This window comes from Thermobifida fusca NBRC 14071 = JCM 3263, from assembly GCF_001592045.1.
In the GTDB taxonomy this organism is placed as follows: Bacteria; Actinomycetota; Actinomycetes; order Streptosporangiales; family Streptosporangiaceae; genus Thermobifida; species Thermobifida fusca.
In genome coordinates this window covers 40,565-66,671 of record NZ_BCWB01000033.1, presented here as the reverse complement: position 1 = coordinate 66,671, position 26,107 = coordinate 40,565, and the positions used below count along the sequence as shown (strand labels likewise).

General features: G+C 67.7%; 19 protein-coding genes. 12 read left to right on the top strand and 7 right to left on the bottom strand.

The genetic code is table 11. From position 1 onward, the window contains the following. Window positions 1-70 precede the first annotated feature (70 nt). From TF1_RS06835 to TF1_RS06825, 3 genes are all read left to right on the top strand, one after another. The gene (locus TF1_RS06835; protein WP_011291027.1) at window positions 71-1,273 is read left to right on the top strand and encodes a glycoside hydrolase family 18 protein; all 1,203 of its coding nucleotides are present in this window, start codon (window positions 71-73) and stop codon (window positions 1,271-1,273) included. Window positions 1,274-1,349: 76 nt separating this feature from the next. Further along, complete coding sequence (sppA, locus tag TF1_RS06830) at window positions 1,350-3,062, top strand: signal peptide peptidase SppA (protein WP_061783754.1); 1,713 nt, start codon at window positions 1,350-1,352, stop codon at window positions 3,060-3,062. Next, window positions 3,059-3,550 (top strand): flavin reductase family protein, encoded by a 492-nt coding sequence (locus TF1_RS06825; RefSeq protein ID WP_016188253.1) that lies wholly within the window; start codon window positions 3,059-3,061, stop codon window positions 3,548-3,550. The genes sppA and TF1_RS06825 overlap by 4 nt, the downstream gene beginning before the upstream one ends. 97 nt (window positions 3,551-3,647) lie before the next feature. Here TF1_RS06825 and TF1_RS06820 read toward each other — a convergent pair whose 3' ends face one another. Continuing rightward, window positions 3,648-4,298: an HAD family hydrolase gene (locus tag TF1_RS06820; RefSeq protein ID WP_255266154.1), complete on the bottom strand. Its 651-nt coding sequence runs from the start codon at window positions 4,296-4,298 to the stop codon at window positions 3,648-3,650. A gap of 73 nt (window positions 4,299-4,371) precedes the next feature. Further along, complete coding sequence (locus TF1_RS06815) at window positions 4,372-5,103, bottom strand: NUDIX hydrolase (RefSeq protein ID WP_011291023.1); 732 nt, start codon at window positions 5,101-5,103, stop codon at window positions 4,372-4,374. Window positions 5,104-5,250: 147 nt separating this feature from the next. Between TF1_RS06815 and nadA the strand changes: the two genes are divergently transcribed. From nadA to TF1_RS06790, 5 genes are all read left to right on the top strand, one after another. After that, a complete protein-coding gene (nadA, locus tag TF1_RS06810; protein WP_011291022.1) occupies window positions 5,251-6,249 on the top strand; it encodes a quinolinate synthase NadA in 999 nt (332 codons plus the stop codon). A gap of 216 nt (window positions 6,250-6,465) precedes the next feature. Next, the gene (locus tag TF1_RS06805) at window positions 6,466-7,899 is read left to right on the top strand and encodes an RNA polymerase sigma factor (RefSeq protein WP_061783753.1); all 1,434 of its coding nucleotides are present in this window, start codon (window positions 6,466-6,468) and stop codon (window positions 7,897-7,899) included. Between the two features lie 365 nt (window positions 7,900-8,264). Further along, the gene (locus TF1_RS06800) at window positions 8,265-9,542 is read left to right on the top strand and encodes a glycosyltransferase family 4 protein (RefSeq protein WP_011291020.1); all 1,278 of its coding nucleotides are present in this window, start codon (window positions 8,265-8,267) and stop codon (window positions 9,540-9,542) included. A gap of 74 nt (window positions 9,543-9,616) precedes the next feature. After that, complete coding sequence (locus tag TF1_RS06795; protein WP_011291019.1) at window positions 9,617-10,348, top strand: class I SAM-dependent methyltransferase; 732 nt, start codon at window positions 9,617-9,619, stop codon at window positions 10,346-10,348. Further along, complete coding sequence (locus tag TF1_RS06790) at window positions 10,345-11,439, top strand: prenyltransferase/squalene oxidase repeat-containing protein (protein ID WP_011291018.1); 1,095 nt, start codon at window positions 10,345-10,347, stop codon at window positions 11,437-11,439. The genes TF1_RS06795 and TF1_RS06790 overlap by 4 nt, the downstream gene beginning before the upstream one ends. 61 nt (window positions 11,440-11,500) lie before the next feature. Here TF1_RS06790 and TF1_RS06785 read toward each other — a convergent pair whose 3' ends face one another. From TF1_RS06785 to TF1_RS06770, 4 genes are all read right to left on the bottom strand, one after another. Beyond that, the gene (locus TF1_RS06785) at window positions 11,501-14,890 is read right to left on the bottom strand and encodes a transglycosylase domain-containing protein (protein WP_061783752.1); all 3,390 of its coding nucleotides are present in this window, start codon (window positions 14,888-14,890) and stop codon (window positions 11,501-11,503) included. A 657-nt stretch (window positions 14,891-15,547) separates the two neighbouring features. Continuing rightward, window positions 15,548-16,168 carry a class I SAM-dependent methyltransferase gene (locus TF1_RS06780; RefSeq protein WP_016188247.1) on the bottom strand — a complete coding sequence of 207 codons (621 nt, stop codon included), beginning with the start codon at window positions 16,166-16,168 and terminating at the stop codon, window positions 15,548-15,550. Between the two features lie 78 nt (window positions 16,169-16,246). After that, complete coding sequence (locus TF1_RS06775; RefSeq protein ID WP_011291015.1) at window positions 16,247-17,422, bottom strand: pyridoxal phosphate-dependent aminotransferase; 1,176 nt, start codon at window positions 17,420-17,422, stop codon at window positions 16,247-16,249. Window positions 17,423-17,494: 72 nt separating this feature from the next. Continuing rightward, complete coding sequence (locus tag TF1_RS06770) at window positions 17,495-17,875, bottom strand: BlaI/MecI/CopY family transcriptional regulator (RefSeq protein WP_011291014.1); 381 nt, start codon at window positions 17,873-17,875, stop codon at window positions 17,495-17,497. A gap of 878 nt (window positions 17,876-18,753) precedes the next feature. On the opposite strand from TF1_RS06770, the gene TF1_RS06765 reads away from it, so the two are divergent. From TF1_RS06765 to TF1_RS06755, 4 genes are all read left to right on the top strand, one after another. Further along, window positions 18,754-22,398 carry a multifunctional oxoglutarate decarboxylase/oxoglutarate dehydrogenase thiamine pyrophosphate-binding subunit/dihydrolipoyllysine-residue succinyltransferase subunit gene (locus TF1_RS06765; RefSeq protein ID WP_011291013.1) on the top strand — a complete coding sequence of 1,215 codons (3,645 nt, stop codon included), beginning with the start codon at window positions 18,754-18,756 and terminating at the stop codon, window positions 22,396-22,398. A gap of 13 nt (window positions 22,399-22,411) precedes the next feature. After that, window positions 22,412-22,588 (top strand): DUF6104 family protein, encoded by a 177-nt coding sequence (locus TF1_RS16240; RefSeq protein ID WP_011291012.1) that lies wholly within the window; start codon window positions 22,412-22,414, stop codon window positions 22,586-22,588. Window positions 22,589-22,791: 203 nt separating this feature from the next. After that, entirely contained in the window at window positions 22,792-23,646 is an 855-nt protein-coding gene (locus tag TF1_RS06760; protein ID WP_011291011.1) for a DUF4097 family beta strand repeat-containing protein, read from the top strand. After that, window positions 23,643-24,449, top strand: coding sequence for a PadR family transcriptional regulator (locus TF1_RS06755; RefSeq protein ID WP_016188244.1), 807 nt, complete (start codon window positions 23,643-23,645; stop codon window positions 24,447-24,449). The genes TF1_RS06760 and TF1_RS06755 overlap by 4 nt, the downstream gene beginning before the upstream one ends. Window positions 24,450-24,519: 70 nt before the next feature. On the opposite strand, the gene TF1_RS06750 is transcribed toward TF1_RS06755, so the two are convergent. Continuing rightward, window positions 24,520-25,734 carry an NAD(P)-dependent malic enzyme gene (locus TF1_RS06750; protein ID WP_061783751.1) on the bottom strand — a complete coding sequence of 405 codons (1,215 nt, stop codon included), beginning with the start codon at window positions 25,732-25,734 and terminating at the stop codon, window positions 24,520-24,522. Window positions 25,735-26,107 lie beyond the last annotated feature (373 nt).

Genomic DNA, 26,107 nt, shown 5'->3' with positions numbered 1-26,107 from the left:
ATAGCGGGCGAATCTGACGTTCTGCGCCACACTCTGTGACACCGACCGCCCAGATGCGAGAGGACCCCCGGTGCGTATCATCGGCTACTTTCCCCAATGGGGTATCTACGACCGTCACTACTTTCTCCGTGACGTCCACTCCAGCGGACAGGCAGCCAAACTCACCCACCTCACCTACGCTTTCGGCGAGCTGGACGAGAAAGGCGTCTGTGTCATGACCGACGAGGCGACCGGGGACGCCTGGGCGGACTACCAATGTCGGTTCAGCACTGCGCAAAGCGTAGACGGCCGGGGCGATTCCTATGAACAGCCCCTGGCCGGAAACTTTAACCAGCTCCGGAAACTGAAGAAACGGCACCGGCACCTCAAGGTGGGGATCTCCTTCGGCGGCTGGAACGCCTCCCGCTACTTTTCCAACGCCGCACGCACCCCCGCGTCACGGGCCGCGTTCGCTTCTTCCCTGGTCTCCCTCTACTTCGACGGCAATCTCCCCATCCTGCCGGGCGAGCCCCAGGGCGGCCCCGGGGTGGCGGCGGGAATCTTCGACTATGTCGACTTCGACTGGGAGTGGCCAGGGTCCCCGGGCCACGAGCACAACGTGGTCCGGGCAGAAGACCGGCGCAACTACACGCTGCTCGTCGCCGAGACCCGCCGCCAGTTGGACGCGTTCACGGCCCGGACTGGCCGCCCCGTGGAGATCAGCGCCTACCTGCCCGCCGACCCGGAGCGGGCCGCGGCAGGGATCGAACCGGAGCTCTTCGACTACCTGGATTTCGGGATCGTCCAGGGCTACGACTTCAACGGCGACTGGGACCTGACCACGAACCACGCGTCCCAGTTGTACACGCCCCCGGATGACCCTTCGCCCCGCAAACTCAGCCTGGACGTCGGCGTAGTTACCTACCTGGAAATGGGGGTTCCCCCGGAGAAGCTGGTGATCAGCGTGCCCGGCTTCGGTCGGGGCTGGCGCGGGGTGCCCCGCGGCCGCCGCAACGGCCTCTACCAACGAGCCCGGGAAGTCGCCCCCGGCACCTGGGAGCCGGGGGACGAAGACTACAAGACCTTGGCGCGCCGCCCCGGGCGGCGGTTCCGCGACCGGGAGTACGGGGCGCTGTGGCTGTACGACGGGAACGAGTTCTGGAGCTACGACGACCCGGAAATCATCCGGATGAAAGCCGCCTACGCCAAAGACCTGGGGCTGGGCGGGTTGAGCCTGTGGTCGCTGGACAACGACGACTCCCGAGGCTCCCTGGTCCGCGCCATGCACGGGTGACCGGTAACGGACAGGCGGGATTTCCGTTTTGTGCGCGGGAATCCCTGAGGGGAAATGCTCGTCTAGGCTGAGGGGCATGGTGGATGCCGCAAAGCTGTTCGACCCTCTGACCACAATCCGGCGTCGGCGCACTGCCCCGCTGGTCCTGGAATTGGACCTGACGGAGGGGATGATTGACGAACCGCCGGGTGACCCCCTCAGCCAGATCATGGCGATGCGGCGGCAACGGCTGTTCGACATCGTCGAAGGCATTCGGCGCGGGGCCCACGACCCCCGGGTCAAAGCCTTGATCGTCAAGATCGGCTCCCAGTCGCTGGGCATGGCCCTGGTGCAGGAGCTGCGCCAGGCCGTAGCCATGTTCCGCCGGGCAGGCAAGCACACGGTGGCGTGGAGCGAGTCGTTCGGAGAGTTCGGCCCCGGTTCGCTCCCCTACTATCTGGCCACCGCGTTCGACGAGATCGCGCTGCTGCCTTCCGGTTCGGTGGGGCTGACCGGGCTGCGGGTGGAGAACCTGTTCTTCGCCGAGGCCCTGGAGAAGCTCGGTGTCGACTACCAGGGCGGCGCCCGGCACGAGTACAAGACCGCGCTCAACATGTTCACGGAGCGCGGTTTCACCGACGCGCACCGGGAGGCGAGCGGCCGCATCGTGGAATCCCTCACCGAGCAGTTGGTGGCGGGGATCAGCAGCGGCCGTGACTTGTCCGAGGAGCGGGTGCGCGAGCTCATCGACCAGGGGCCGTTCCTCGCCACCGAGGCGGTGGAAGCGGGCCTCGTCGACAAGGTCGCCTACCGGGACGAGATCTACTCCGACCTGCTGGACCGCTACTCCGCCGACGGCACTCCCGCCCACTTGCAGTACGTCTCCCGCTACCAGCGGACCCGGTCCCTGGCCGACCGCGTGTCGGTCGCGCAGCGCAGCGGATATGTGGCCCTCATCTCCGGGGTGGGGCAGATCGTCACTGGGCGGAGCCGCCGCTCACCGCTGGGCGGGGGCGCAGTCATGGGTTCGGACACGGTGGCCGCAGCGTTCCGCGCGGCCCGCAAGGACCCGAACGTCCGCGCCGTAGTGTTCCGGGTGAACAGCCCGGGCGGCTCCTACACCGCGTCCGATGTGATCTGGCGCGAAGTGGTGCTGACCAGCCAGGCGGGTACCCCGGTCGTGGTGTCGATGGGCGACGTCGCCGGGTCGGGCGGCTACTTCATTGCCGCGGGTGCTGACGTCATCATCGCGCAGCCGGGGACGATCACCGGGTCGATCGGTGTGGTGGTCGGCAAGGCCGTGCTGTCGACCATGCTCGCCAAGCTCGGGGTCACCAGCGACTGGATCGACAGTGGCAACCACGCGGGCATGTTCAGCCCGAACCGCCCGTTCAGCGAGTCCGAGTGGGAGCGCGTCAACACGATGCTCGACCACATCTACGACGACTTCGTGGGCAAGGTCGCTGAGGGCCGGAAGATGACCCGCGACCAGGTCCACGAGGTGGCCAAGGGCCGGATCTGGACTGGTCAGGACGCGTGCGAGCGGGGCCTGGTGGACGAGGTCGGCGGATTGGAGACCGCGATCCGCATCGCACGGGACCGGGGTGGGCTGCCTCCGTCCGCTCCGGTGCGGCACTTCCCCCAGCTGGGTCCGCTCGAGCGTCTGATTCCGGCGGAGTCCAGTGAGGACCGGACCGCTCAGGCACAGTTGCGGTTGAGCGGGTGGGGGCCGCTGGCGGAACTGTCGGCACGTCTGGGCCTGCCGGCGGCGGGGCCGCTGGTGATGCCGGGCACGTGGGAGATCCGGTGATCAGTGCCGGGGAGTTCACCGAGGCGCTGGCCCATTTCGCCACCGGGGTGACGGTGGTGACGGTGGCGGACGGCCGGGACGACATCGGCAGCACGATCACCGCGTTCGCGTCGATCTCCGTGGAGCCGCCGCTCGTCATGGTGAGCATCACGTCGACCAGCTATCTGGCCGAGGTGATCGACCGCCGCGGCCGGTTCGCGGTGAATGTGCTGAGCGCCCGGCAGAAAGCTCTTGCGGGCCGGTTCGCTGCCGCGGGGCGCCCCAGTGCGCGCCTGCTGCTGGCCGCTGAACCGCACCAGCGGGGGGAGCACACCGGCGCGCTCGTGCTGACCACCGCGGTTGCCGCGTTGGAGTGCGAGGTGAGCCAGCGGGTCGTGGCCGGGGACCACACGATCTACCTCGCCTCGGTGCTGGCTCTTCCCCCGGTGACGGGCGGGGCGGACGGCCCGCTGATCCGCTACACCAGCCGCTACCGGACGTTGGGCTGAGGGCGGCGCACTGGCCGCTGGCTATCAGCCGGGGCGGGCGTCCCCGCTTGTCCCGGCTCGGCCGGTGCGCCGGGACCCACGGCAGGCGTCCCTGCTGCTAGGGGCGGGCGAGCCGCACGGTCAGCCACTCGGTGAGTTCGGTCAGGCTGGACACGATCACGTCGGCTTGGGCGGCTTCGGGGCGTTCCGCGTGCAGGTAGCCCCAGGGGCCGCGGCGCACCAGGGCGGTGCGCAGCCCGGACGCCCGGGCCGGGATCACGTCGTTGTCGACGCGGTCGCCCACGTAGAGGATCTCCTCGGCGGGCACCCCGGCTACGTCGATCACGCGGGTGAAGAACTCCCGTTCCGGTTTCGCCACTCCCCATTGGGCGGAGACGTAGATGCCTTCCGCCGGCAGGTCCATGGCACGCAGCGCGTCCGCGGCTTGGGGAGGCTGGTTGCCCGCGATGATCACCCGCAGGCCGAGTCCGCGCAGGCGTTCCAGGGTGGGGCGGGCATCAGGGTAGAGGTCGGCCTCGTCGAAGTTCTCTCGCAGCGAGTGGGGTTCGTCCCGCTGCCACGCCTCGAGTTCGGCTTCCAGGTCGAAATCGGGTTTGACGAGCCGGAAGGCGTCAAGCATCGGGCGGCCTTCGGCAAGCACCCCGCCCAGGGTGCCGAAGAAGGCGAGGCGGGGGACTCCGAGCCGGTCAGCCCAGCGGCCGAAGATCCGGGTCTCGTCGATGAGGGTCTCGCCGACGTCGAAAACCACGCTGCGAATCATCACAAAGGGGACGCTAACACAACGCTTTTCCCACGCTTGGTGGGGGCGAGGCGTGGCGGGGTCACGTCGGCGGGCGGAGCACCGCGAAAGCGTCGGTGATCTCCAGCGTGCGGGTGCGGAAGCGGAAGAGTGCGGCTGGGCGGCCTCCGAGCCGTCCCGAGGGCACGCTTCTCCCGGTCTCTTCGATCTGCCCCCGGCGGAGCAGGATCCGCCGCAGGTTGGTGGCTGTGACGTCGTGCCCCAAGGCAGCCCGGTAGTAGCGGGAGAGCTCGGATATCGTGAATTCCGGTGGGGCGAGCGCGAATCCGATGTTGGTGTAGGAGAGTTTGGCGCGCAGCCGCTGCCGGGCCGCGCCCACCATGGCCGCATGGTCGAAGGCCATAGGCGGCAGGTCGGTCACCGGGAACCACTGGGTGTCGTCTGGAATGAGCGGGTCGATCCCGGCGGGTACGAGCCCTAGATAAGCGGTGGCCACCACGCGGCCGAGGGGGTGGCGGTTCGGGTCGCCCCAGGTTTGCAGCTGTTCCAAGTGGGCGAGTTCCCGCACGTCGACTTTTTGCGCGAGCTGGCGGCGGATCGACTCGCCGAGGCCTTCGGTGGCGCCGAGCCTGCCGCCGGGCAGTGCCCACAGCCCTTCGTAGGGGGGACGGCCGCGCTGCCAGATGAGGACGCAGAGGCGGTCCTGGCGGATCTGGAAGACAACAGCGAGCACCTCGTGGGCGGTCCCGGACGTGTTCTCAGTTGGGTGCCGCACCTGGGCGAGATTCGCGGGATCTGCTCCGACCCCGTCCATACTCCACCCCCGCTTCCTTTTGTCCATTGGGAATCATGTTAGGCTGCCTTGAGTTTTTGCCTATGAGACAAAAACTAGCCGACCCACCGGAACCCCACCTGCCCGAACGGGCAGTTCCCCGGTCCATCTGAAGGAAGAAGCACCGACATGGCAACGGTCACCACCTCCGCGGACACGATGACCCGACAGGAGTGGGCCGCCGAGGTCCGCCGCCTAGCGAAGGAACGCGACGCGGTCATCCTCGCGCACAACTACCAGCGCCCCGAAATCCAGGACGTCGCCGACTACACCGGTGACTCCCTGGCCCTCTCCCGCCTGGCAGCCACCGTTGAGGCGAGCACCATCGTTTTCTGCGGCGTGCACTTCATGGCGGAAACCGCCAAACTGCTCTCCCCGGAGAAAACCGTCCTGCTCCCCGACCCCGCGGCCGGGTGCTCCCTGGCGGACACGATCACCGCCGAAGACGTCCGGGCGTGGCGCGCCGAGCACCCCGACGCCGTCGCGGTCGCCTACGTCAACACCACCGCCGCGGTCAAAGCCGAGGTCGACATCTGCTGCACCTCCTCCAACGCGGCTGACGTCATCCGGTCCATCCCCGAAGACCGGGAGATCCTCTTCCTGCCCGACCAGTTCCTCGGCGCCCACGTCAAACGGGTCACCGGCCGGGACAACATCCACGTGTGGATGGGCGAATGCCACGTGCACGCCGGGATCGACGGCCACACCCTGCGGCAGCGGGTCGAAGCCGAGCCCGACGCCGAACTCTACGTGCACCCCGAATGCGGCTGCGCGACCTCGGCGCTCTACCTGGCTTCCTCCGGCATGGTGCCTGAAGAGCGGGTCAAAGTGCTCTCCACCGGAGGCATGCTGCGCGCCGCTGAGAAGACCACCGCACGCAAGGTCCTCATCGCGACCGAGACCGGCATGCTGCACCAGTTGCGCGCCGCCAACCCGTCGACCGTGTTCGAACCGGTGAACTCGCGCGCCGAGTGCCACTACATGAAGATGATCACCGCGGAAAAGCTGTTGGCGTCCCTGCGGGACGGGACCACGGAAATCACCGTTCCCGAGGATGTGGCAGCCCGGGCCCGCGCCTCGGTGGAGCGCATGATCGCGATCGGTTCACCGTCGCGCGGCGGCGAATAAAACCCTCCAGCCACGTGGGATCCGGTGGAAATCGTCCGGATCCCACTGGCTTTTCCGCGGCACTCCCCCGCATCATCCTTTTTGGGCAAATATTCCACGAAACCAAGACAATGCCGCCCTTGTCCGCTACCGTCTCAAACAACCTTCAGTTTCCGCGGTTAGAGCCGGACCGTAACACCTGAAGGCGTGAGGGGAAACGATCCAAGCGGAGGGGCCTTGACAGCGCCGCAGAGACCGGAGCGTCAGCAGATCAGCGAAGACCACGCGTTCGCCCTGCTGCTGCGGCAGGGCGAAGGGTACGAACGGTGCTACGACGCTTTCGCACCCGCGCTCTACCGCTACTGCTGGACCCTGCTCGGCGCCGAGCAGGAGGATGCTGCGGCGGAAGCCGTCTACGAAACCTTCCTGGCTGCCGTCGAACTCCTCCCCCGCCTGTCCGATCCTGACCTGTTCCGGGCCTGGCTGTTCGCGCTCGCCCGGGCCGCCTGCGAGCGGCATGGATTCGCCGCGCAGCCCGCGTATGCGCACCTCACCGTCCACAGTGAGCAGCAGCCTTTCGTTGCCGCGCTGAGCGCCCTCCTCCCCAGCCAGCGGGAACTGCTGGAGCTCTCCCTGCGGCACGGGCTGACCCACACCCAGATCGCTGCCGTCCTCGGCCTCGACCCTGAAACGGTGAGCGACCTCTGCCGCTCCGCAGCCCAGCAGGCCGCAGACCTGCTCACCGAGCAGCAGCCCGGCGGCAGTCCAGGATCCCGGTGGTTCATCGCGGACATTCCCCTGGTCGTGAGCTCTATCGCGCTGCCCGGCCCGCCGCGTTCCCTGCGCGCCCGAGTCATCGCCGACTGTTCGGACGCCACCGCAATCACGCGGCGGGAGCAGGCTGCTGCCCTGCTCTGCCCGCTCGGAGCCAACGGCTTCCCGCTGCCGGGGGCGCGCGGCGCGGAAGCGGAGGCAGCCGAGCCCGTCCAGGCCGACGCGGCCGTCCCCGCGGCCTCCGCACCTGAGGCGAACGCCTCCCCGGCTGCCGTCGAGCCCGGAACCACGGACAGCGCTACTGCAGGGGAGCCGCACCGGCTCTCCGGCTGGCTGGTTCCCGCCACCGCCGGTCTCGTCACCGCGCTGGTCGCATTCAGCCTGTGGGGCCTGGGCGCGTTCACGAACCGGCCCGGGAACGGAACCGCGGCCGGGACCCCGCCCCCGGTGGACGGGGTGAGTGTCGCCCCCATGTCCGATCACGTCCCCGCGAGCGCCGCCCCGGACACGGGCAAGGTGCCTTCCATCGAACTCACCGAGCCGACACTGGAGCCCACACCGGAAGAACCCGTCGAACCGGTGGCACCGGACAGCGTCGAGGACGACACTGCCGAACCCGCCGCCCCGCCAGCAGAGCCCGACCCAGCGCCTCCTGCCAGCGAAGACGCGGCAACGGTCGACCCTCCCGCGCCTGCTCCGCAGCAGCCTGCCCCGGCACCGCGCGAGGAACCGGCCAGTCAGCCCCAGCCTGCTCCCACGGCGCCTGCCGCCCCCGCGCCGGCACCGGCTCCCGCCCAGCCCGCCCAGGAAGACCCGCCGCCGCGCCGCCCGGGAAGCGGCGTGATCTCGCTCCTCGAAGGAGTCCTGGGGCTCCTCGGCTTGCACGGCAACCGCTGACGCGCCCGCATCTCCACGGGGGCGGCCTGGAGGTCCAGGCCGCCCCCGTGTGGCATGTGCGGGGTTCCTCCCGGAAAATCCCCGACAGTCGTCGCTATGTGTGATCGAATGAATACGCTCGCCCCTGCGGCGGCCGGTGGTCCCGTACCCCCGGAAAAGATCCGCAAGCGAACTGGTGGGTAATATGCGAGGCGGGTGACGGACAGGTGGGTTATCAACAATGTCGGAACGAGAAGCAACCGCACCGCATCCCGAAACCGCCCGACGTCCCCGCTGCCCTGAGCGACTCCACCGCCATCGTGAGTACGCGGACCAGCCCGCTACCCGCGGGTTGACCCGCGCCTCCTCGCCTGTGATGGGTTCCCATGCCTCTTGACCGTCCTCTGCGCATTGCCCTGCTCTCCTACCGCAGCAAGCCCCACTGCGGCGGCCAAGGTGTCTACGTCCGGCACCTCTCCCGCGAACTCGCCGCGCTCGGACACCATGTGCGCGTCCTGTCCGGCCAGCCCTACCCCGTGCTCGACGACGGTGTCACCCTCGACCCGGTCCCCAGCCTGGACCTGTACAACGACGAGCACCCCTTCCAGGCGCCGCCGATGCGCGAATGGCGGGACTGGATCGACGCGCTGGAAGTCGCGACCATGTGGACCGCGGGCTTCCCGGAACCGCTCACCTTCTCCCTGCGCGCCTTCCGGGAACTGCGGGCCCGCCGCCACGAATTCGACGTGGTCCACGACAACCAGACACTGGGATACGGCCTCCTCGGCATTCAGGCGATCCTGCCCACCGTCACCACCATCCACCACCCGATCACCGTGGACCGCCGCATCGAACTGGAGTCCGCCACCGGCTGGCAGCGCTGGTCCAAACGCCGCTGGTACAGCTTCGTCACCATGCAGGGCCGGGTCGCCCGGCGGCTGCGGTCCATCCTGGTGCCCTCCCAGTCCTCTGCGGACGACGTGGCCCGCGAATTCCGGGTCCGCCCCTCGGTGATCAACGTGGTCCCGCTCGGGGTGGACACCAGAGTCTTCCACCCGCGCCCCGACATCACCCGCGTACCCGGCCGGATCGTCTGCGTGGCCAGCGCCGACAGTCCACTCAAAGGCGTCGCCGTCCTGCTGCGGGCCGTCGCCAAACTCGCCACCGAACGGGACATCGAACTGACGGTCGTCAGCAAACCCCAGCCGGGCGGCCCCACCGAACAGCTCGTCGACGAACTGTCGCTGCACGACCGTGTCACCTTCGTCAGCGGGATCGACGAGACCGAGCTCGCCTGCCTTCTCTCCAGCGCCCAGATCGCGGTGATCCCCTCGCTGTACGAAGGCTTCTCCCTGCCCGCAGTGGAAGCCATGGCCACGGCGACGCCGCTCGTCGCCAGCCGAGCGGGCGCCCTGCCCGAAGTGGTGGGAGACGACGGGGCAGGCCGCCTCGTCCCGCCTGGTGACGCGGAAGCGCTCGCCGCGGCCATCGCCGAACTGCTGGACAACGACGCGGCACGCGCCCGCATGAGCGAGGCCGCCTGGCGGCGCGTCCAGGAAAAGTTCACGTGGCGCACCGTGGCGGAGAACACGGCCCGCCACTACGCCGCCGCGCTCGACGCTGCGCAGCGCGGCCGGGCAGACCGCTCCGCCGCGGCCTCGTAGCCGGGGCCGGGGAACGCACCCCAGACGCGTGTGACGCAGAACACCGCAGGTACACCGACCCGAAGGAGCCTTCCCTGATCACCATCGACTTCACCCTGTTTCCTGTCGGCCCCGGTCACCGGGTTCTGGACCTGGGCTGCGGTGGCGGCCGGCACGCGTTCGAGGTCTACCGCCGGGGCGCCGACGTGGTGGCTTTCGACCAGAACGCGGAAGACCTGGCTGCGGTCTCCGCCATGTTCGCCGCCATGCGCGCCGAAGGAGAAGCCCCCGCTGAGGCCACCGCCGAGACGGTGCGCGGGGACGCGCTCGCCATGCCCTTCGACGACAACACGTTCGACCGGGTCATCGCGGCCGAGATCATGGAGCACATCCCGCACGACACCGCTGCCATGGCCGAGATGTACCGGGTCCTCCGCCCCGGGGGGATCGCCGTCGTCACCGTGCCGAGCTGGTTCCCGGAGCGGATCTGCTGGGCGCTGTCCGAGGAGTACCACACCGTCGAAGGCGGCCACATCCGCATCTACACGCGTGCGGAACTGGAAGCCAAACTCAAAGCCACGGGGTTCATCATCGGCCCGCACCACCACGCGCACGCCCTGCACTCCCCCTACTGGTGGCTCAAATGCGCGGTGGGCACCACCAACGACTCCCACCCGCTCGTCCGCGCCTACCACAACCTTCTGGTGTGGGACATGCTCAAAGCCCCCCGCATCACCCGGGTCACCGAACGCCTCCTCAACCCGCTGATCGGCAAAAGCGTCGTGGTCTACCTGCGTAAACCCCGGAATGATGGGGACACCGGATGAACCGGCACGACCTTCCCGAGCTGCCGGGTGTCCTCCGGGCCGACGAGATCGCGCGCAGCGCCGCCTACCTGCTCCACGCCCAGGAGCCTTCGGGGGCGATCCCGTGGTTCCCCGGCGGGCACCTCGACGTGTGGGACCACATCGAATGCGCCATGGCGCTGTCCACCGTCGGCCACTACACGGCAGCGGTGCGCGCCTACGACTGGTTGGCGGCAGTGCAGCACCCGGACGGGTCCTGGCCCGCAAAACTGCGGCAAGGCACTGTCGTCAACCCGCTGCGGGAAGCCAACCACGCCTCCTACCTGGCCGTCGGCGTCTGGCACCACTTCCTGGTCACCGGGGATGACGCGTTCCTCGAACGGCTCTGGCCCACCGTGCGTGCCGGGATCGGTTTCGTGCTCGGCCTGCGCACCGAACGCGGCGAGATCCTCTGGGCGCGGGACGCCGACGGGTCCCCCGGCGACCACGCGCTGCTCACCGCTTGCGCGAGCATCCACCATGCGCTGCGCTGCGCAATCGCGCTCGCCGACCACTTGGACCACCCCCAGCCGGACTGGGAGCTGGCTGCTGCCCGCCTCGCCCACCTGATCTGCGAACACGAAACCGTGTTCGCTGACCGCAGCCGCTATTCCATGGACTGGTACTACCCGATCCTCGGCGGGGCGATGCGCGGCGCCCGAGCGGAGAAACGTATCGCGGAGCGCTGGGACACGTTCGTCGTCCCCGGCCTCGGCATCCGCTGTGTCAGCGACCAGCCGTGGGTGACAGGGGCTGAAACATCCGAACTGGTGCTCGCCCTGGCAGCGATCGGCAGCCGGGACCGCGGTGCTGAACTGCTCGCCTCGATCCAGCACCTCCGCGACCCGGACGACGGCGCCTACTGGACGGGCTACCAGTTCGTCGAAGACGTGCGGTGGCCGGTGGAACGCAGCACGTGGACGACGGCGGCGGTCATCCTGGCGGTGGACGCCTTGTGCGGGGCCACGCCGGGCTCCCAGGTCTTCACCCGTATCCCCAGGGCTGCGGAGCAGAGCGCCGAAGGGTGCTGCGACCAGCCGGTCGTGCTCCCCGCGGAAGCCGGTCTCGCCTAGCCGCTGACCTGACGTGAAAGGGTGGGGGCCGCCCCACTGTCGAGACGGCCCCCACCCCTGATCAGCCTGACGGAGGTAGCCCCCCTCCCGGGAAACCAGGATCCGGGCCTCCCGGCTCGGGCACCACGGGTTCCGGAACAACCGGTTCGGGCACCACAGGCTCAGGCACCACAGGTTCGGGAGCCGGTTGCGGTACTTCAGGCTCGGGCGCCGGGTTCAGGCCGTCCTGGTTCGGGCCCTGGTCCTGCGGGGTGTCCGCAGGCGTGCTCGGCTCCGGCTGGGGCGCCCAGTTCTGCGCGGATCCGCCGAACGAGGGCGACGGGAAGTCCTCCACCGGCTTGTCCGCCAGCGCCTTCTGCATGAACGTGCGCCACACGGTCGCCGGGAGCGTACCGCCGGACAGGGTGCCCCAGCCCGGCACGTAGAACCTCTGGTTGTCGCCGCTGTAGATGCCCACCGCGGCAGACAATTGCGGGGTGTAGCCGACGAACCAGGCGGCCACGCTTCCGTCGGTGGTCCCGGTCTTGCCCGCTGCCGGACGCCCAATGTTGGCGGCCGTTCCGGTACCGGAGGTGATCACCTGGCGCATTGCGTAGGTGGCGTCTGCTGCCTGCTCCTTGGTGAGCACCCGGTTGCGTTTCGGCTCGGGGCGTTCCTCTTCACCTTCCTTGTTGATGATGGAAGCGACCACGTGGGTCTCGATGTGTTCGCCGCCGTTGGCGAAAGTCGCGTAGCCGCCCGCCTGGTCGGTGGGGCTCACACTGTTGGCGCCCAACGGCAGCACCGGCACCAGGTCGATGCTTCCTTCGGGCAGCCCCATGGCGTAGGCGGTTTCCGCGACCTTCTCCAGTCCGACCCGCTGAGCGAGGTCGATGTAGCCGAGGTTGTTGGAGACCGCGGTGGCCTGGATGAGGTTCATCGGACCACCGGGGGCGTTGCCCGCGTTCTGGATCCGCGTGCCGTTGATGTACCGGGGGCCGCGGCCGTCCACCACCGTGTGCAGGCTCAACCCTTCCTTGAGGGCTGCGGCCAGCACGTACGGCTTCATCGCCGACCCTGCCTGCGCGGTGCCGAGGAACGCGCTGTCGTACTGGTTCTCGAAGTAGTCCTCTCCGCCGTAGAAGGCCAGCACCCCGCCGGTCTTCGGATCGACCACGCTGAGCCCGACCCGCACCCCTTCGGGGAGGTCGTCGATGGGCACGGTCTCCTGCACGGCTTCGTAGGCCAGCTCCATCAGCTTGGGGTCGAAGGTGGTGTGGATCTCGTAGCCACCCCGGTTGATGTTGTCCTCGGTGTAGCCGAGCTCCTCCAGCTCCTTCATGGCCTGCTGGAACATGTAGCCCTTGTAGCCGCTGAGGTCGATGTTGTCCTGCGGCCGTTCCGGCAGGGGTTTGGGGAACTTGTACTCTGCCGCCTCGGCTTCAGTGATCGACCCCATGTCCACCAGGCCGTTGACCACGTACTGCCAGCGGCTCTCCATCTCAGGAGTGGTGTCGCTGTCCGCGAAGCCGAACTTGGTGGGCTGCTGGATGGCTGCGGCGAGGAACGCCGCCTCATCCGGCGTGAGGTCGCCGACATCCTTGTCGTAGTAGGCTTCCGCGGCCGCCTGGATGCCGTAGGCGTTCCGTCCGAAGTAGATGGTGTTGAGGTACTGCTCCAGGATCCACTCCTTGCTCTGGGAGCGGTCGACCTTGAGCGCGATGATGATCTCCTTGAGTTTGCGCTCGATGGTCTGCTCCTGGCTGAGCCCTTCGTAGTAGTTGCGGACGAACTGCTGGGTGATGGTGGATCCGCCCTGGAGCTGCTTTCCAGTGACGGTGGACCACACCGCACGCGCCGTACCGGTGATGGACACGCCCGGCTCGTCCCAGAACCCGCGGTTCTCCGCGGAGAGGATGGCGTTCTGGACGTGCTCGGGAACCTCGTCGAGGGAGACCGGTTTACGGTTGACGCCGCGTTCGGTGAGGACTGATCCGTCGGCGTAGTAGAAGATGGAGCCCTGCGCAGTCGCGTCGGCCTGGGCTGCGTCGGGGACCTCGAACATCGAGTAGGCGTAGGCGAATGCGCCGGTCACCAGCCCCACGAGCAGCACGATGACGATCAGTCCGGCGCGGGTGATCCGCCACCACAACGGTTTCTTCCGCTTGGTTTTCTTCGCTGGTGCCTTCTTCTCCGCGGGGCCGCTGGAGTGCGAGGTTCCCGACGGGGCGGTGGGGGGAGGCGGACTGGCGGGTCCCACACCGCCTGCGGCAGCAGCCGACTTCCGGAACCGCGGACGGAGGGGGCGCTTCCGGAGCCGCGATTTCAGGTTCTCGCGGAGGACCGCGGTGGTTTCGAGCTTGGTGCTCTCGGAGGGGTCGGTCGTGGAGGGTGCGGCCTGGCTCTGCGCTGCCTCTACCGGGGAGAGCTGGACCGTGGTCTCTTCGCCGCTGCCGTGACCGGTGGGGGTGACGGGGCTGATCCGTTCGGTGGTCTCCTCCGCATCCACCGCGGCAGAGGAGGCTGGCACATCAAGCCGTTCCGTGGCCTCGTCGTCTCCCGCTCGCGCAGCAGACGGACTGAGCCGTTCGGTGGTCTCCTCCGCATCCACCGCACCTACCGGGGCTATCTGCACCGTGGCCTCATCAAGACCACCAGAATCGCCGCCCGCAGCATCAGCCGGGCGGAGCTGCTCCGTCGTCTCCTCCGCATCCACCGTGGCAGAGGAGGCTGGCACATCAAGCCGTTCCGTGGCCTCGTCGTCTCCCGCTCGCGCAGCAGACGGACTGAGCCGCTCCGTGGTCTCTTCGTCGTCCGCCGCGGCCGACGACGGCAGGTTGATCTGTTCGGTGGCTTCGTCGTCTGCCCCGGGGCCGGAGGAGGACGGCGGGCTGAGCCGTTCAGTGGTCCCTTCCTCGTCCACCGCAGACGCATCCGCCGCATCTGTCGGGGTTATCTGCACCGTGGCCTCATCAAGACCACCAGAATCGCCGCCCACAGCATCAGCCGGGCGGAGCTGCTCCGTCGCCTCCTCGTCCTCCTCTGCACCAGCCGCAGCCGCTGCAGCCTGGTCGGTGTCCTCGGCGGGAGACGCGGTCCCGGCATGCGTGTCTGCGTCCTGGGCCTGCTGGCCGTCTGCTCCGCTACTGGCTGCGGAGTCCGCGGCCTGGTCTCCGGCGTCGTCGAGATCGATCCCGTACTCTTCGGCCAGGCTGCGGGCAACCTTGTCTCTAAAGAAACTGCCGCTGTCTTTGAACGCGCTGGCCTCGAGGTAAGGGGATTCCCCAGCGGAAGCGAACCATTCGGGTTCGCTCCCGTCGTCGACATCGTCAGCACGAGCGTCAACGCCAGACTCGTCGACGCTCACATCGTCGTTCGTTACGGAAGAATCGGCGACAGTCGCTTCCTCGGTCTCAGGGCGCGGAGTGGTGTCGCCTCTACTGCTCTCGCTCAGTTCGTCGCCCCCTGGCATCGTCGCTCCCACACATTGCAAGCGCTAACGGTTTGACGCGCAGACGGGGGCGATGGGTTCACGAAAGGGTCGTTTTGAGACAGGCGTTACTGGGGGCCGCCTGCTCCCTCACGCCTTACGATACCGGCCCTTACTGACGGACCCGCCCCCCGTCCGCTCCTGCGGACTTCCGGGGATGTGCTTATGGTCAGGTCGAAGAAAATCCGGGCTCCTGTAGGACAGGAAGCGACACCTCACCTCTCATACAGTGCATCGTCGGCAAGTGCACGAAGTCACCGTGCTCTGTTCTCATTGGCCCACCAGCCCAAGCGTTCAACGGTTTCCCTCACCCGTCCGTGAGCAGCGTGCTGGTCCGGCGCAGTGAACAGGTGCTGCTGCGGAAGGTCTCACCCGGATGGTACGTAAACCCTAGGACGAAGCACGGTGGAGGTGGTCAGCCGTTCTCGTCCCCGCCACGGTCTTAGCGTCAGCGCCCTCAGCGCGGCCCGTGTCCCGGCCACGCGGCTTCTTCTTCCCAGCGCCGCACGCACGGACGAGACGTGCGCCTGGTGCACTTTTGTGTATACCACCGCAGACTCCCCCAGTTTCGGGAGAAATCTGCAGAAATCCATTCCGGGGCGGAGTGCCGTGCCCGGTTTCTTCCCGCTGGGACGCCTGTCACCGTTTGCGGCGCAGGACGCGCAAGGAACCGTGGGCTCGTTCTTCGACGAACTCTCCCGACTCCAGCGCCCGCCGGTAGATGTGATAGGGCGGCCGTCCCCCGTCTGCAGGGTTAGGGAACACGTCGTGGATGACTAGGGCTCCGCCGACGCATACGTGCGGACTCCAGCCGGTGTAGTCGGCTTGGGCGGCTTCTTCCGTGTGGCTCCCGTCGATGAAGACCATGCCGAGCGGGGTGTTCCACAGGCGCGCGACCGCAGCGGAGTGGCCCACGATCGCGATCACGTGGTCTTCCAGGTCAGCCGCGGCCATGGTTTCCCGGAAGGCGCCCAGCGTGTCCAGTTTGCCGGTCGTGGGGTTCACGAGGGAGGGGTCGTGGTATTCCCAGCCGACCTGGTGTTCCTCGGAGCCGTGGTGGTGATCCACGGTGATCACGACCCCGCCGACCTGTTGGACGGCTGCGCCGAGGAACACGGTGGACTTCCCGCAGTAGGTGCCGATTTCCAGCACGGGTCCTAGGGGCGCGTAGGCGAGCGCGGTCTCGTACAGGACCAGTCCTTCATCGGTGGGCATGAAGCCTTTGGTGTTCTCGGCCACGCGCAGGAGGTGGTCGGGCATGGGTGTGGTCACGGCGATCCTCCCGTTGTTGTCAACCGTTCCCGGGGAGCACTGCTGGTGCTCCTTTGAGCGGGTACGCTACCGGTCGCCCCATGCGCGGAGCCGAGCGGCTGCCTCGTCCAGCACGTCGTCGCGTTTGCAGAAAGCAAACCGGACCAGGTGGCGGCCGTGGCGTTCGTCGGCGTAGAAGACCTGAGCCGGTATGGCCACGACCCCGGCGCGGCGGGCAAGGGTGCGGACGAAGGTGAGGCCGTCGTCGTAGCCGAGCGGGCGGATGTCCGCCATCACGAAATAGGTGCCCTGGGGCGGGTGCACCTGGAATCCTGCGGCAGCCAATCCGGCCACTAACCGGTCGCGTTTGGCGTGGAGTGCGTCGCGCTGCTCGGAGACCCAGTCCATGCCGTGGCGCAGCGCGGTGGCGACCGCGAGCTGTTGGGCGCCGTTGGCGGTGAAGGTGAGGTACTGGTTGACCGTGGCCACGGCACGCACCAGGGGTTCGGGTCCGGTGACCCAGCCGATCTTCCACCCGGTGACGGAGAAGGTCTTCCCTGCTGAGGAGACGCTCAGGGTGCGCTCGGCCATGCCGGGGAGGGCGGCGAGCGGCAGGTGGGGTGTCCCGTCGAAGGTCAGGTGCTCGTAGACCTCGTCGGTGACGGCGACGAGGTCGTTCTCTCGGCACAGCCGGGCGATCCACGCCAGCTCGTCGGCGGTGAACACGGTGCCGGTGGGGTTGTGCGGGGTGTTGACGATGATCGCCCGAGTGCGGGGGGTGATCGCGGCGGCCAGTTCGTCCGGGTCGAAGGTGTACCTGCCGTTGTCGGGGGACGGCCGGAGCGTAACCGGGCGGCGCACTCCGTGGGCGAGCGCGATCACCGCGGAGTAGGAGTCGTACATGGGCTCGAACAGCACCACTTCGTCGCCCGGTTCGACGAGGGCGAGGATGCTCGCCGCAATGCCCGCGGTGGCTCCAACAGTGATGTACACCTCGGTTGCGGGGTCGTAGGCAAGGCCGTAGCGCTCTTGCCGGTCCGCGGCGATGGCGGTGCGGAGTTCTTCCCGCCCGTACCCGGGGGGATACTGGTTGACGCCTTCGGTGAGGTACCGGGCGGCTTCCGCGAGGAGGAAGGGCGGCCCGTCCGTGTCCGGGAAGCCCTGCCCCAGGTTGATCGCGCCGGTGTGCTCTGCAAGCCGCGTCATCTCAGCGAAGATGGTCTCGCCGAATGCGGCCATCCGCGCTACTAGGGGTTCACTCACGGCCTTACCTTAATCCGCTTTCCTCCGTTTCCGGAGAGGACCGTGAGGTTTTCTGCTATCCCGCACGGGAGTTTATGAGGCGATCCCCCGCCGTATTCGCATTTCTGAGAGCGCTTCGTGCAGGCGGGTCATCTCTTCGTCGCTGAACTGTTCGATGAGACGGATCATGGTGGCCCCGCGGTCTCCTCCGGAGTGCAGTACTTCGCTCATGATGCGCGCTGTGTGCTCCTCACGGCTTTCCCGGGGCTGGTACCGCCATGCTCTCCCCACTTTCTCGCGGTCCAGGATCCCCTTGTTGACGAGGATGTTCGCGACGGTCATGACGGTCGTGTAGGCGATATTCCTCCGGTAGGTCATGGTTTCGCGTATTTCGCGCACGGAAAGCGGACGGTCCGCTTTCCACAGGGCGTCCATAATGGCGGATTCCAACTCACCGAATTCTCGTATCTTCATGCCCCCACCTCCGTGGCAGCATGCTAAGAGCGGAGCCCTCTCAAGTAGGGGGAAACGCAGCGAAACACACCGATCCGTGCTTTTCTTTCGGGCACCACTGCCGTTTTCACCGTGCTGCCGGGATCTCTCCGGTGTTTTCGTGACCGAGCAACCCGTTTTCGTTGTCTCCGCAAGGTGGAGGTGGTGGACCGCCGGGCCAGGGCGACGACTGCGCTGCCGGGGTGGTGCGGGCTGCACCGCAGACGTGGGCGGGGCGCAGGGCCGATGGTGTCGCGTCGGGGATGAACCACCGCGCGATGTTCCGCCGTTGTTTGCGGGATGCGGATTGTGGGACGATCGTCGCGGCTCGATAGGGCGGGCAGCGCACTGTCCGCGGTCCGGCATGCGCTGTCGGGCAGCGCATCCGAGAAAGAGGGTCTTTATCCGGGTTTCCCGGATGCTTCTGCTGCCCGGCTCCGTCCCGAATCCAGGGTTTCCCGGCCGGCGAGGACACTCTTCTGGCAGCGGAGGCGGGCTCGCGCAGAGGCTGATCCGACCAGCTCTTCCACCCTGTGCAAAAATGTGAATCAGATCACAGATTAGCCGCCATTAGAGGCGGGGATCCTGGACACAACGCCGCCCGAATCCGCTCCCCGCACGTGGCTGCTGACCTGTCCATCTGGGGCTACCCTTGATTTGTGAATAAATGTTAGGTATATCCCAGCGTGGCACCCTGCTAGAGGTGCCGTAGGCGCCTCTGGCAAAGTAGCCTGTTACCACGAGACGGTCTGCTGGGCATGCCCTAGTGCAGTCATACGGAGTACAGCCACATCCCTCTGACTGGACACCCGTCTCACCACCCATACACAAACGAGCTGCGGAAGAGGGCGATCTCCGCCGTGTCGTCTGAGGCGTCTCAACCCCTGACAGATTTCGGCCCCAACGAGTGGCTGGTCGACGAGCTTCACCGAAAGTACCTCGCCGATCCCAACTCAGTTGATAAGGCATGGTGGAATTTCTTCGCGGACTACAAGTCCGGAACCGCCGCCGACGGGTCAACCTCCCCTGCTAAGAGCACCGTAGCCGGCAACGGTGCTGGCGGCGCGGTCAGAGCCGCGGCATCGAAGGCGGCCGCCCGGCCCGCCACAGCCACCACCCCCGACGGCTCTGACGATGCACTCGCGGTGTCCCAGGAACGGCTGCGTGGTGCATCGGCCCGTACCGCCGCGAACATGGAGTCCAGCCTCACCCTGCCTACCGCCACAAGCGTGCGCGCGGTGCCGGTGAAACTCCTGTTCGACAACCGCATCGTGATCAACAACCACCTGCGGCGCGCGCGGGGAGGCAAAGTCTCCTTCACCCACCTGATCGGCTACGCCATGGTCAAGGCGCTGGAGTCGGTCCCGGTGATGAACTACTCCTACACCGAGATCGACGGCAAGCCCGCCGTGGCCAAGCCCAAGCACGTCAACTTCGGGCTGGCGATCGACCTCGCCAAACCGGACGGCTCCCGGCAGCTTGTGGTGCCGAACATCAAAGCTGCCGACACCATGAACTTCAAGGAGTTCTGGTCCGCCTGCGAGGAGCTTGTCCGCAAGGCGCGCAGCAACAAGCTGACCGTGGCCGACTTCCAGGGCACCACTATCACCCTGACCAACCCGGGCGGTATCGGCACGGTGCACTCGGTGCCGCGGCTGATGCCGGGCCAGGGCACCATCCTGGGCGTGGGTGCTATGGAGTACCCGGCCGAGTTCCAGGGCGCTTCTCCGGCGACCTTGAACGAGCTCGCCGTCAGCAAGGTCATGACTCTGACCTCCACCTACGACCACCGCATCATCCAGGGGGCGGAGTCCGGAGAGTTCCTGCGGCGGATCCACCAGCTGCTGCTCGGCGAGGACGGCTTCTACGACGAGATCTTCGAGTCGCTGCGCATCCCCTACGAGCCGGTCCGCTGGGTGCAGGACATCTCGGTTAACCGGGACAACCAGCTTGACAAGGCCACCCGCGTCCAGGAGCTCATCCACGCCTACCGGGTGCGCGGCCACCTGATGGCCGACACGGACCCGCTGGAGTACAAGCAGCGCCGCCACCCCGACCTGGACGTCCTCGAGCACGGCCTCACCCTGTGGGACCTGGACCGCGAGTTCCCCACCGGAGGCTTCGGCGGCAAGCCGGTGATGAAGCTCCGCGAGATCCTGGGGATCCTGCGGGACAGCTACTGCCGCACCGTGGGCATTGAGTACATGCACATCCAAAGCCCTGAGGAGCGGGAGTGGATCCAGGCCCGGGTGGAGCGGGAGCCGGAGAAGCTCAGCCGGGAAGAGCAACTGCACATCCTGAAGCTGCTCAACAGCGCTGAGGCGTTCGAGACCTTCCTGCAGACCAAGTACGTGGGCCAGAAGCGCTTCTCCCTGGAGGGCGGAGAATCGCTGATCCCGCTGCTGGACGGGGTGATCACCAAGGCGGCTCGAGCCCAGTTGGACGAGGTCGTCATCGGTATGGCCCACCGCGGCCGCCTCAACGTGCTGGCCAACATCTGCGGCAAGTCCTACGCGCAGATCTTCGGCGAGTTCGAAGGCAACCTCGACCCGCGCAGCGCCCACGGTTCGGGTGACGTCAAGTACCACCTCGGTACCGAGGGCACCTTCACCACGATCACCGGCGAGAAGATCGCGATCAGCCTGGCGGCCAACCCGAGCCACCTGGAGACGGTCAACCCGGTCGCCGAAGGTATCGTGCGGGCCAAGCAGGACATCCTCAACAAGGGGGCCACGGGCTTCACGGTCCTGCCGATCCTGATCCACGGCGACGCCGCGTTCGCGGGCCAGGGTGTGGTCGCCGAGACCCTCAACCTGTCGCAGCTCCGCGGCTACCGCACCGGCGGCACCATCCACATCATCGTCAACAACCAGGTCGGGTTCACGACCTCGCCCAAGGACAGCCGCTCCAGCGTGTACGCGACGGACGTGGCCCGCATGGTGCAGGCGCCGATCTTCCACGTCAACGGGGACGACCCGGAGGCTGTGGTGCGGGTGGCACGGCTGGCGTTCGCCTACCGCCAGGAGTTCAACAAGGATGTCGTCATCGACCTGGTCTGCTACCGGCGGCGCGGGCACAACGAGGCGGACAACCCCTCGTTCACCCAGCCGCTGATGTACGACATCATCGACGCCAAGCGGTCCACCCGGAAGCTGTACACCGAGGCGCTGATCGGCCGCGGCGACATCACGCTGGAGGAGGCCGAGGAGGCGCTGCGCGACTACCAGGAGCAGTTGGAGCGCGCTTTCGCCGAGACCCGCGAGGCCGCCAAGAAGCCGATCGAACCGGGTTCGGTCATCAAGCCCGAGGTGTTCACCGAGGCCCCGATCGACCACTCCGCGACCCCGACCGCGGTCAGCGAAGAGGTCATCAAGCGGGTGGCAGAGACCCAGGTCACGTTCCCCGAGGGCTTCACCGTGCATCCGCGGCTGCTGCCGCAACTGCAGCGGCGGGTCCGCATGGTCGAGGAGAACGCGATCGACTGGGCGATGGCCGAGACGCTGGCGTTCGGTTCGCTGCTGATCGACGGCCACCCGGTGCGCCTGGTCGGCCAGGACAGCCGCCGCGGTACGTTCGGCCAGCGGCACGCCGTCCTCGTGGACCGCAAGACGGGCGAGGAGTACACCCCGCTCAAGGTCTTCGACCGGGGCACCGCCAAGTTCCACGTGCACGACTCGCTGCTGAGCGAGTACGCGGCCCTGGGCTTCGAGTACGGCTACTCCTTGGAGCGTCCGGACGCCCTGGTGGCCTGGGAGGCCCAGTTCGGTGACTTCGTCAACGGCGCCCAGACCGTCATCGACGAGTACATCAGCTCGGGCGAGCAGAAGTGGGGCCAGAAGTCGAGCGTGACCCTGCTGCTGCCGCACGGCTACGAGGGCCAGGGGCCGGACCACTCCTCGGCGCGCATCGAGCGTTTCCTGCAACTGTGCGCGCAGGAGAACATGACGGTCACCATCCCGACCACGCCGGCGAACTACTTCCACTTGCTGCGCTGGCAGGTGAAGTCGCCGTACCGGCGCCCGCTGATCGTGTTCACGCCCAAGTCGATGCTGCGGCACAAGGCGGCCGTGTCGGCGGTGTCGGAGTTCACCTCCGGATCGTTCCGTCCGCTCATCCCGGACACCAGCGGCATCGCTCCGGAGGACGTGCGGCGGGTGATCCTGTGCGCGGGCAAGATCTACTACGAGCTGGACGCGGCCCGGAAGCGGACCGGTGACCAGCACACCGCGATCATCCGGGTGGAGCGGCTCTACCCGCTGCCGATCGACGAGATCCGCCAGCAGCTCCGGTCGTTCCCCAACGCGGGCGAGGTGCTGTGGGTGCAGGAGGAGCCGGCGAACATGGGGCCGTGGCCGTTTGTGGCGCTGGTCTTCGCCGAGCAGCTCGACCGTCCGTTCACCCGGATCTCGCGTTCGGCGAGCTCCTCTCCTGCCACGGGTTCCGCCAAGCGGCACGAGGTGGAGCAGCAGGCCCTGGTGAACACGGTCTTCCCGCCGACCGAGTAGAGGCGAGGTACCGATGTACTTCACCGATCGCGGTATCGAGGAGTTGGAGAAGCGCCGCGGTGAGGAGGAAGTCACGTTGGCGTGGCTCGCCGAGCAACTGCGCATCTTCACCGACTTGAACCCGGAGTTCGAGACCGCTGTTGACCGGCTGGCCACGTGGCTGGCCCGCAGCGACGAAGACGACGAGTAGCGCGACATCGTCGACGTAAGGCCCCGGACCGACTCGGCCGGGGCCTTACGTGTTCCCGGGCTCATGCGGGTAGTTCCGAAGCCGGGGTAGGGAGCTCCCTGAGGGCGGGTCAGGGAACCCCCTGGTATTTCACGACATATCTTGAGAGCACCGCCATCGCGACATATCGTGTTTTCAGAGACGCCGATGAGAAGGGGACCGCGATGGCACGGTGGACCATCGACCGACCAACCACACATACCTTGGACGGGATCGTGGCCCTGCGGGTACGCGTCGTCGGCGGCCACGTCAACATCCTGCCCACCGACGACCCGGCGACCTTCGAGATCTCCGAAATCTCCGGGGAGCCGCTCCTCGTCTCGCACGAAGCCGGGATCCTCACCATCACCTACGCCGACCTGACCCGGGACGGGCTCCTGGAACGGCTGCGCCCCATCCAGTTGGGCAGCTACCGCGGCCTGCCGCGGCGCAGCGCCACCATCAACCTCCGCATTCCCCGCGACTGCCCGGTCGAGGTCACCGCGGCCACCGCCTCGATCGTGGTGGCCCAACTGACCGCGAAAACCCAGATCCGCAACGGTTCCGGAGACATCACCCTGGACGGGGTAGGCGGGGACACGGAGATCAACACGGTCTCCGGAGATGTGGAGGCCCGCAACCTCACTGGCCGGCTCGGCTACAAGAGCGTCAGCGGCGACCTGGAGATCGCGGGCGGCCAGCTTTCCGAACTGTCTGCCAAAACCGCTTCGGGGGAACTCCTCGCCGACATCGACCTGGCTCCTGCAGCCCGGGTCACTCTGGGAAGCATCTCCGGTGAGATCGCGCTCCGGGTGCCGGCCGACACCTCGGCCACGGTCGAGCTGCGCTCCGCCACCGGGCGCCTGGACTCCGCGTTCGGCCTGGACCGGCAGAGCACGCGCGGATTCACCCGGCTCAGCGGAACGATCGGCCCGGGGATCGACCCCGCCACGATCACCACGACCACTGTCTCCGGCGCCACCTCGCTGCTGCGCCGGGCTGCCGACACGCCAGCCGCGATCCCGAAGGGGGACGCATGACCACCATCTTCGGCCACGGCCGACTCCGCCTGTACCTGTTGAAACTGCTGGACGAAAGCCCCCGGCACGGCTACGAGATCATCAGCCTGCTGCGGGACCGGTTCCTGGGGATCTACTCGCCGTCGCCCGGAACCATCTACCCGCGCCTGGCCCGCCTCGAAGAGGAAGGGCTCGTGACCCACGAAGAGGTCAACGGGCGCAAGGTCTACCGGCTCACCGACAAGGGCCGCGCAGAACTGCGGGAACGGGAACGGGACCTCGAAGACCTGGAACGGCAGATCACCGAATCGGTGCGGGACATCGCCCAGGCGGTCCAGCGCGACGTCCGCGACACCATCAGCCACCTGCGCGAAGAGCTGAAGGCCGCCGCCCAGCACACGCGGCGGAGCCGCTCGGAGCGGCAGGAGAGCGCGAAGACCGGTGCCGACGACGTCTGGAGCCGGGCCGCTGACGAGCAGGAGGAGCGCCGGGACAGGGAGCGCGAGCACGGGTTTGCGTGGAACCGCGAGTGGGAGAAGTTCGCCCACACCTTCGGCTGGGTCTGGCCCAAAGGGCCTAAGGACCGCGCCGCAGGCAGCGGGTTCGAACGGATCCTGCACGACTTCACCCACCGGGTCCGCGACATCATCCGCGAAACCGGCGGGATCAGCGAGGCCGCGATCGCGGACCTGCGCCGCATCCTGGACGAGACGCTCGACATCATCCGCCGCGACGCTGCCCGCTGGGGACCCCCGCCGACGGACTCTGCGTCGCGCGCCACAGACAACGCGGACAAGGAGCAGACACCGCGCAGCACGGAGTGAGCCGCGCCGGCGCGGGAACGGCCCTGAGGGATTGCCTCAGGGCCGCACGCTCTCTCCTCCGGCCCTCCGGTTAGGCCCGGGCCACGCCGTCCTTGCGGGCCTGGTCGGCCACTGCGGCAGCCACCGCCGGGACGACCCGCTCGTCGAACGGCTTGGGGATGATGTAGTCGGGGGCGAGATCGTCGCCCACTAAGTCGGCCAGCGCGGTGGCCGCCGCGAGCTTCATGTTCTCGGTGATCTGCGTGGCCCGCACGTCCAGGGCCCCGCGGAAGACACCCGGGAAGGCGAGCACGTTGTTGATCTGGTTCGGGAAGTCGCTGCGCCCGGTCGCCACGACCGCCGCGTACTTGCGGGCCACATCGGGGTGGACCTCAGGGTTGGGGTTGGCCATCGCGCAGATGATGGCGTTATCGGCCATGGTGGCGACGACCTCCTCGGGCACTTCGCCCGCGGACAGGCCCACGAACACGTCTGCTCCGGCCAGCGCGGACTCGATGGAACCCTGCAGACCGGCCTTGTTGCTGATGGCCGCCAGTTCCGCCTTGTACTTGTTGAGCCCGGGCCGCCCCTCGTAGATCAGGCCCTTGCTGTCGGCCACCGCGATGTCGCCGATCCCGCCCCGGATCAGCATGCGGGAGACCGCGATCCCGGACGCCCCTGCGCCGGAGACAACCGCGCGCAGGTCGCTGAGTTCGCGGCCGGTGACCCGGGCCGCGTTGCGGATCGCGGCCAGCGCCACGATGGCCGTACCGTGCTGGTCGTCGTGGAAGACCGGGATGTCGAGTCGCTCCCGCAGCCTCTGTTCGATCTCGAAGCAGCGGGGCGCGGAGATGTCCTCCAGGTTGATGCCGCCGAAGGACGGGGCCATGCGGACCACCGTCTCGACAATCTCGTCGACGTCAGTGCACGCGAGCGCGATAGGCACCGAGTCGATCCCGGCGAACTGCTTGAACAGCAGCGACTTGCCCTCCATGACGGGCAGGGAAGCCTCCGGGCCGATGTCCCCCAAGCCGAGCACGGCCGTACCGTCGGTGACGACGGCGACAACGTTGTTCTTCCAGGTGTAGGTATCCGCCAGCTCTGGGGCGTCCGCGATGGCGGTGCAGACACGCGCCACACCCGGGGTGTAGGCCAGGGACAGGCTCTTTTGGTCGTTGACCTCAACGGTGGAGCGGACTTCCAGCTTGCCCCCGCGGTGGAGAGCAAATGCGGGATCGTCGTCAAGCCGGGAACTGCGGTCGCTGGTCACGTAGAAACCCCTCAATGAATCCGTGCGCGTCCCCATCCACGTTGACGGGGACAGTGTGCGATGGGAAGCAGCGAGCGGAGAGGGTCGAAGATGCGGTTTGTGGGACACGTCCACACCGATCGGCTTGATCGGTTGCGGCGGTCAGACTCTCCGCAACGGTTGTGCGGAAGCGCTGCCAGCGGTACGGGGGGTGGCCCGTGGCTTCATCATCTCACAACGGTGTCCCGGAGACCTATGCCAGGAGGGGACCATTGATATCTCTCACCCCACAAGTGGGCTTTGCACCGGGTGCACCTTAGGTCCGCGTCCGCCCCGGAACCGCCTGGTGGCAAGGGCATCGGGGCATTCTGCGGGAGAACGCTCGGGTATCGTGTCCCAGCGTGATTTTCTTGTGCCGCGCCGCCCGCCC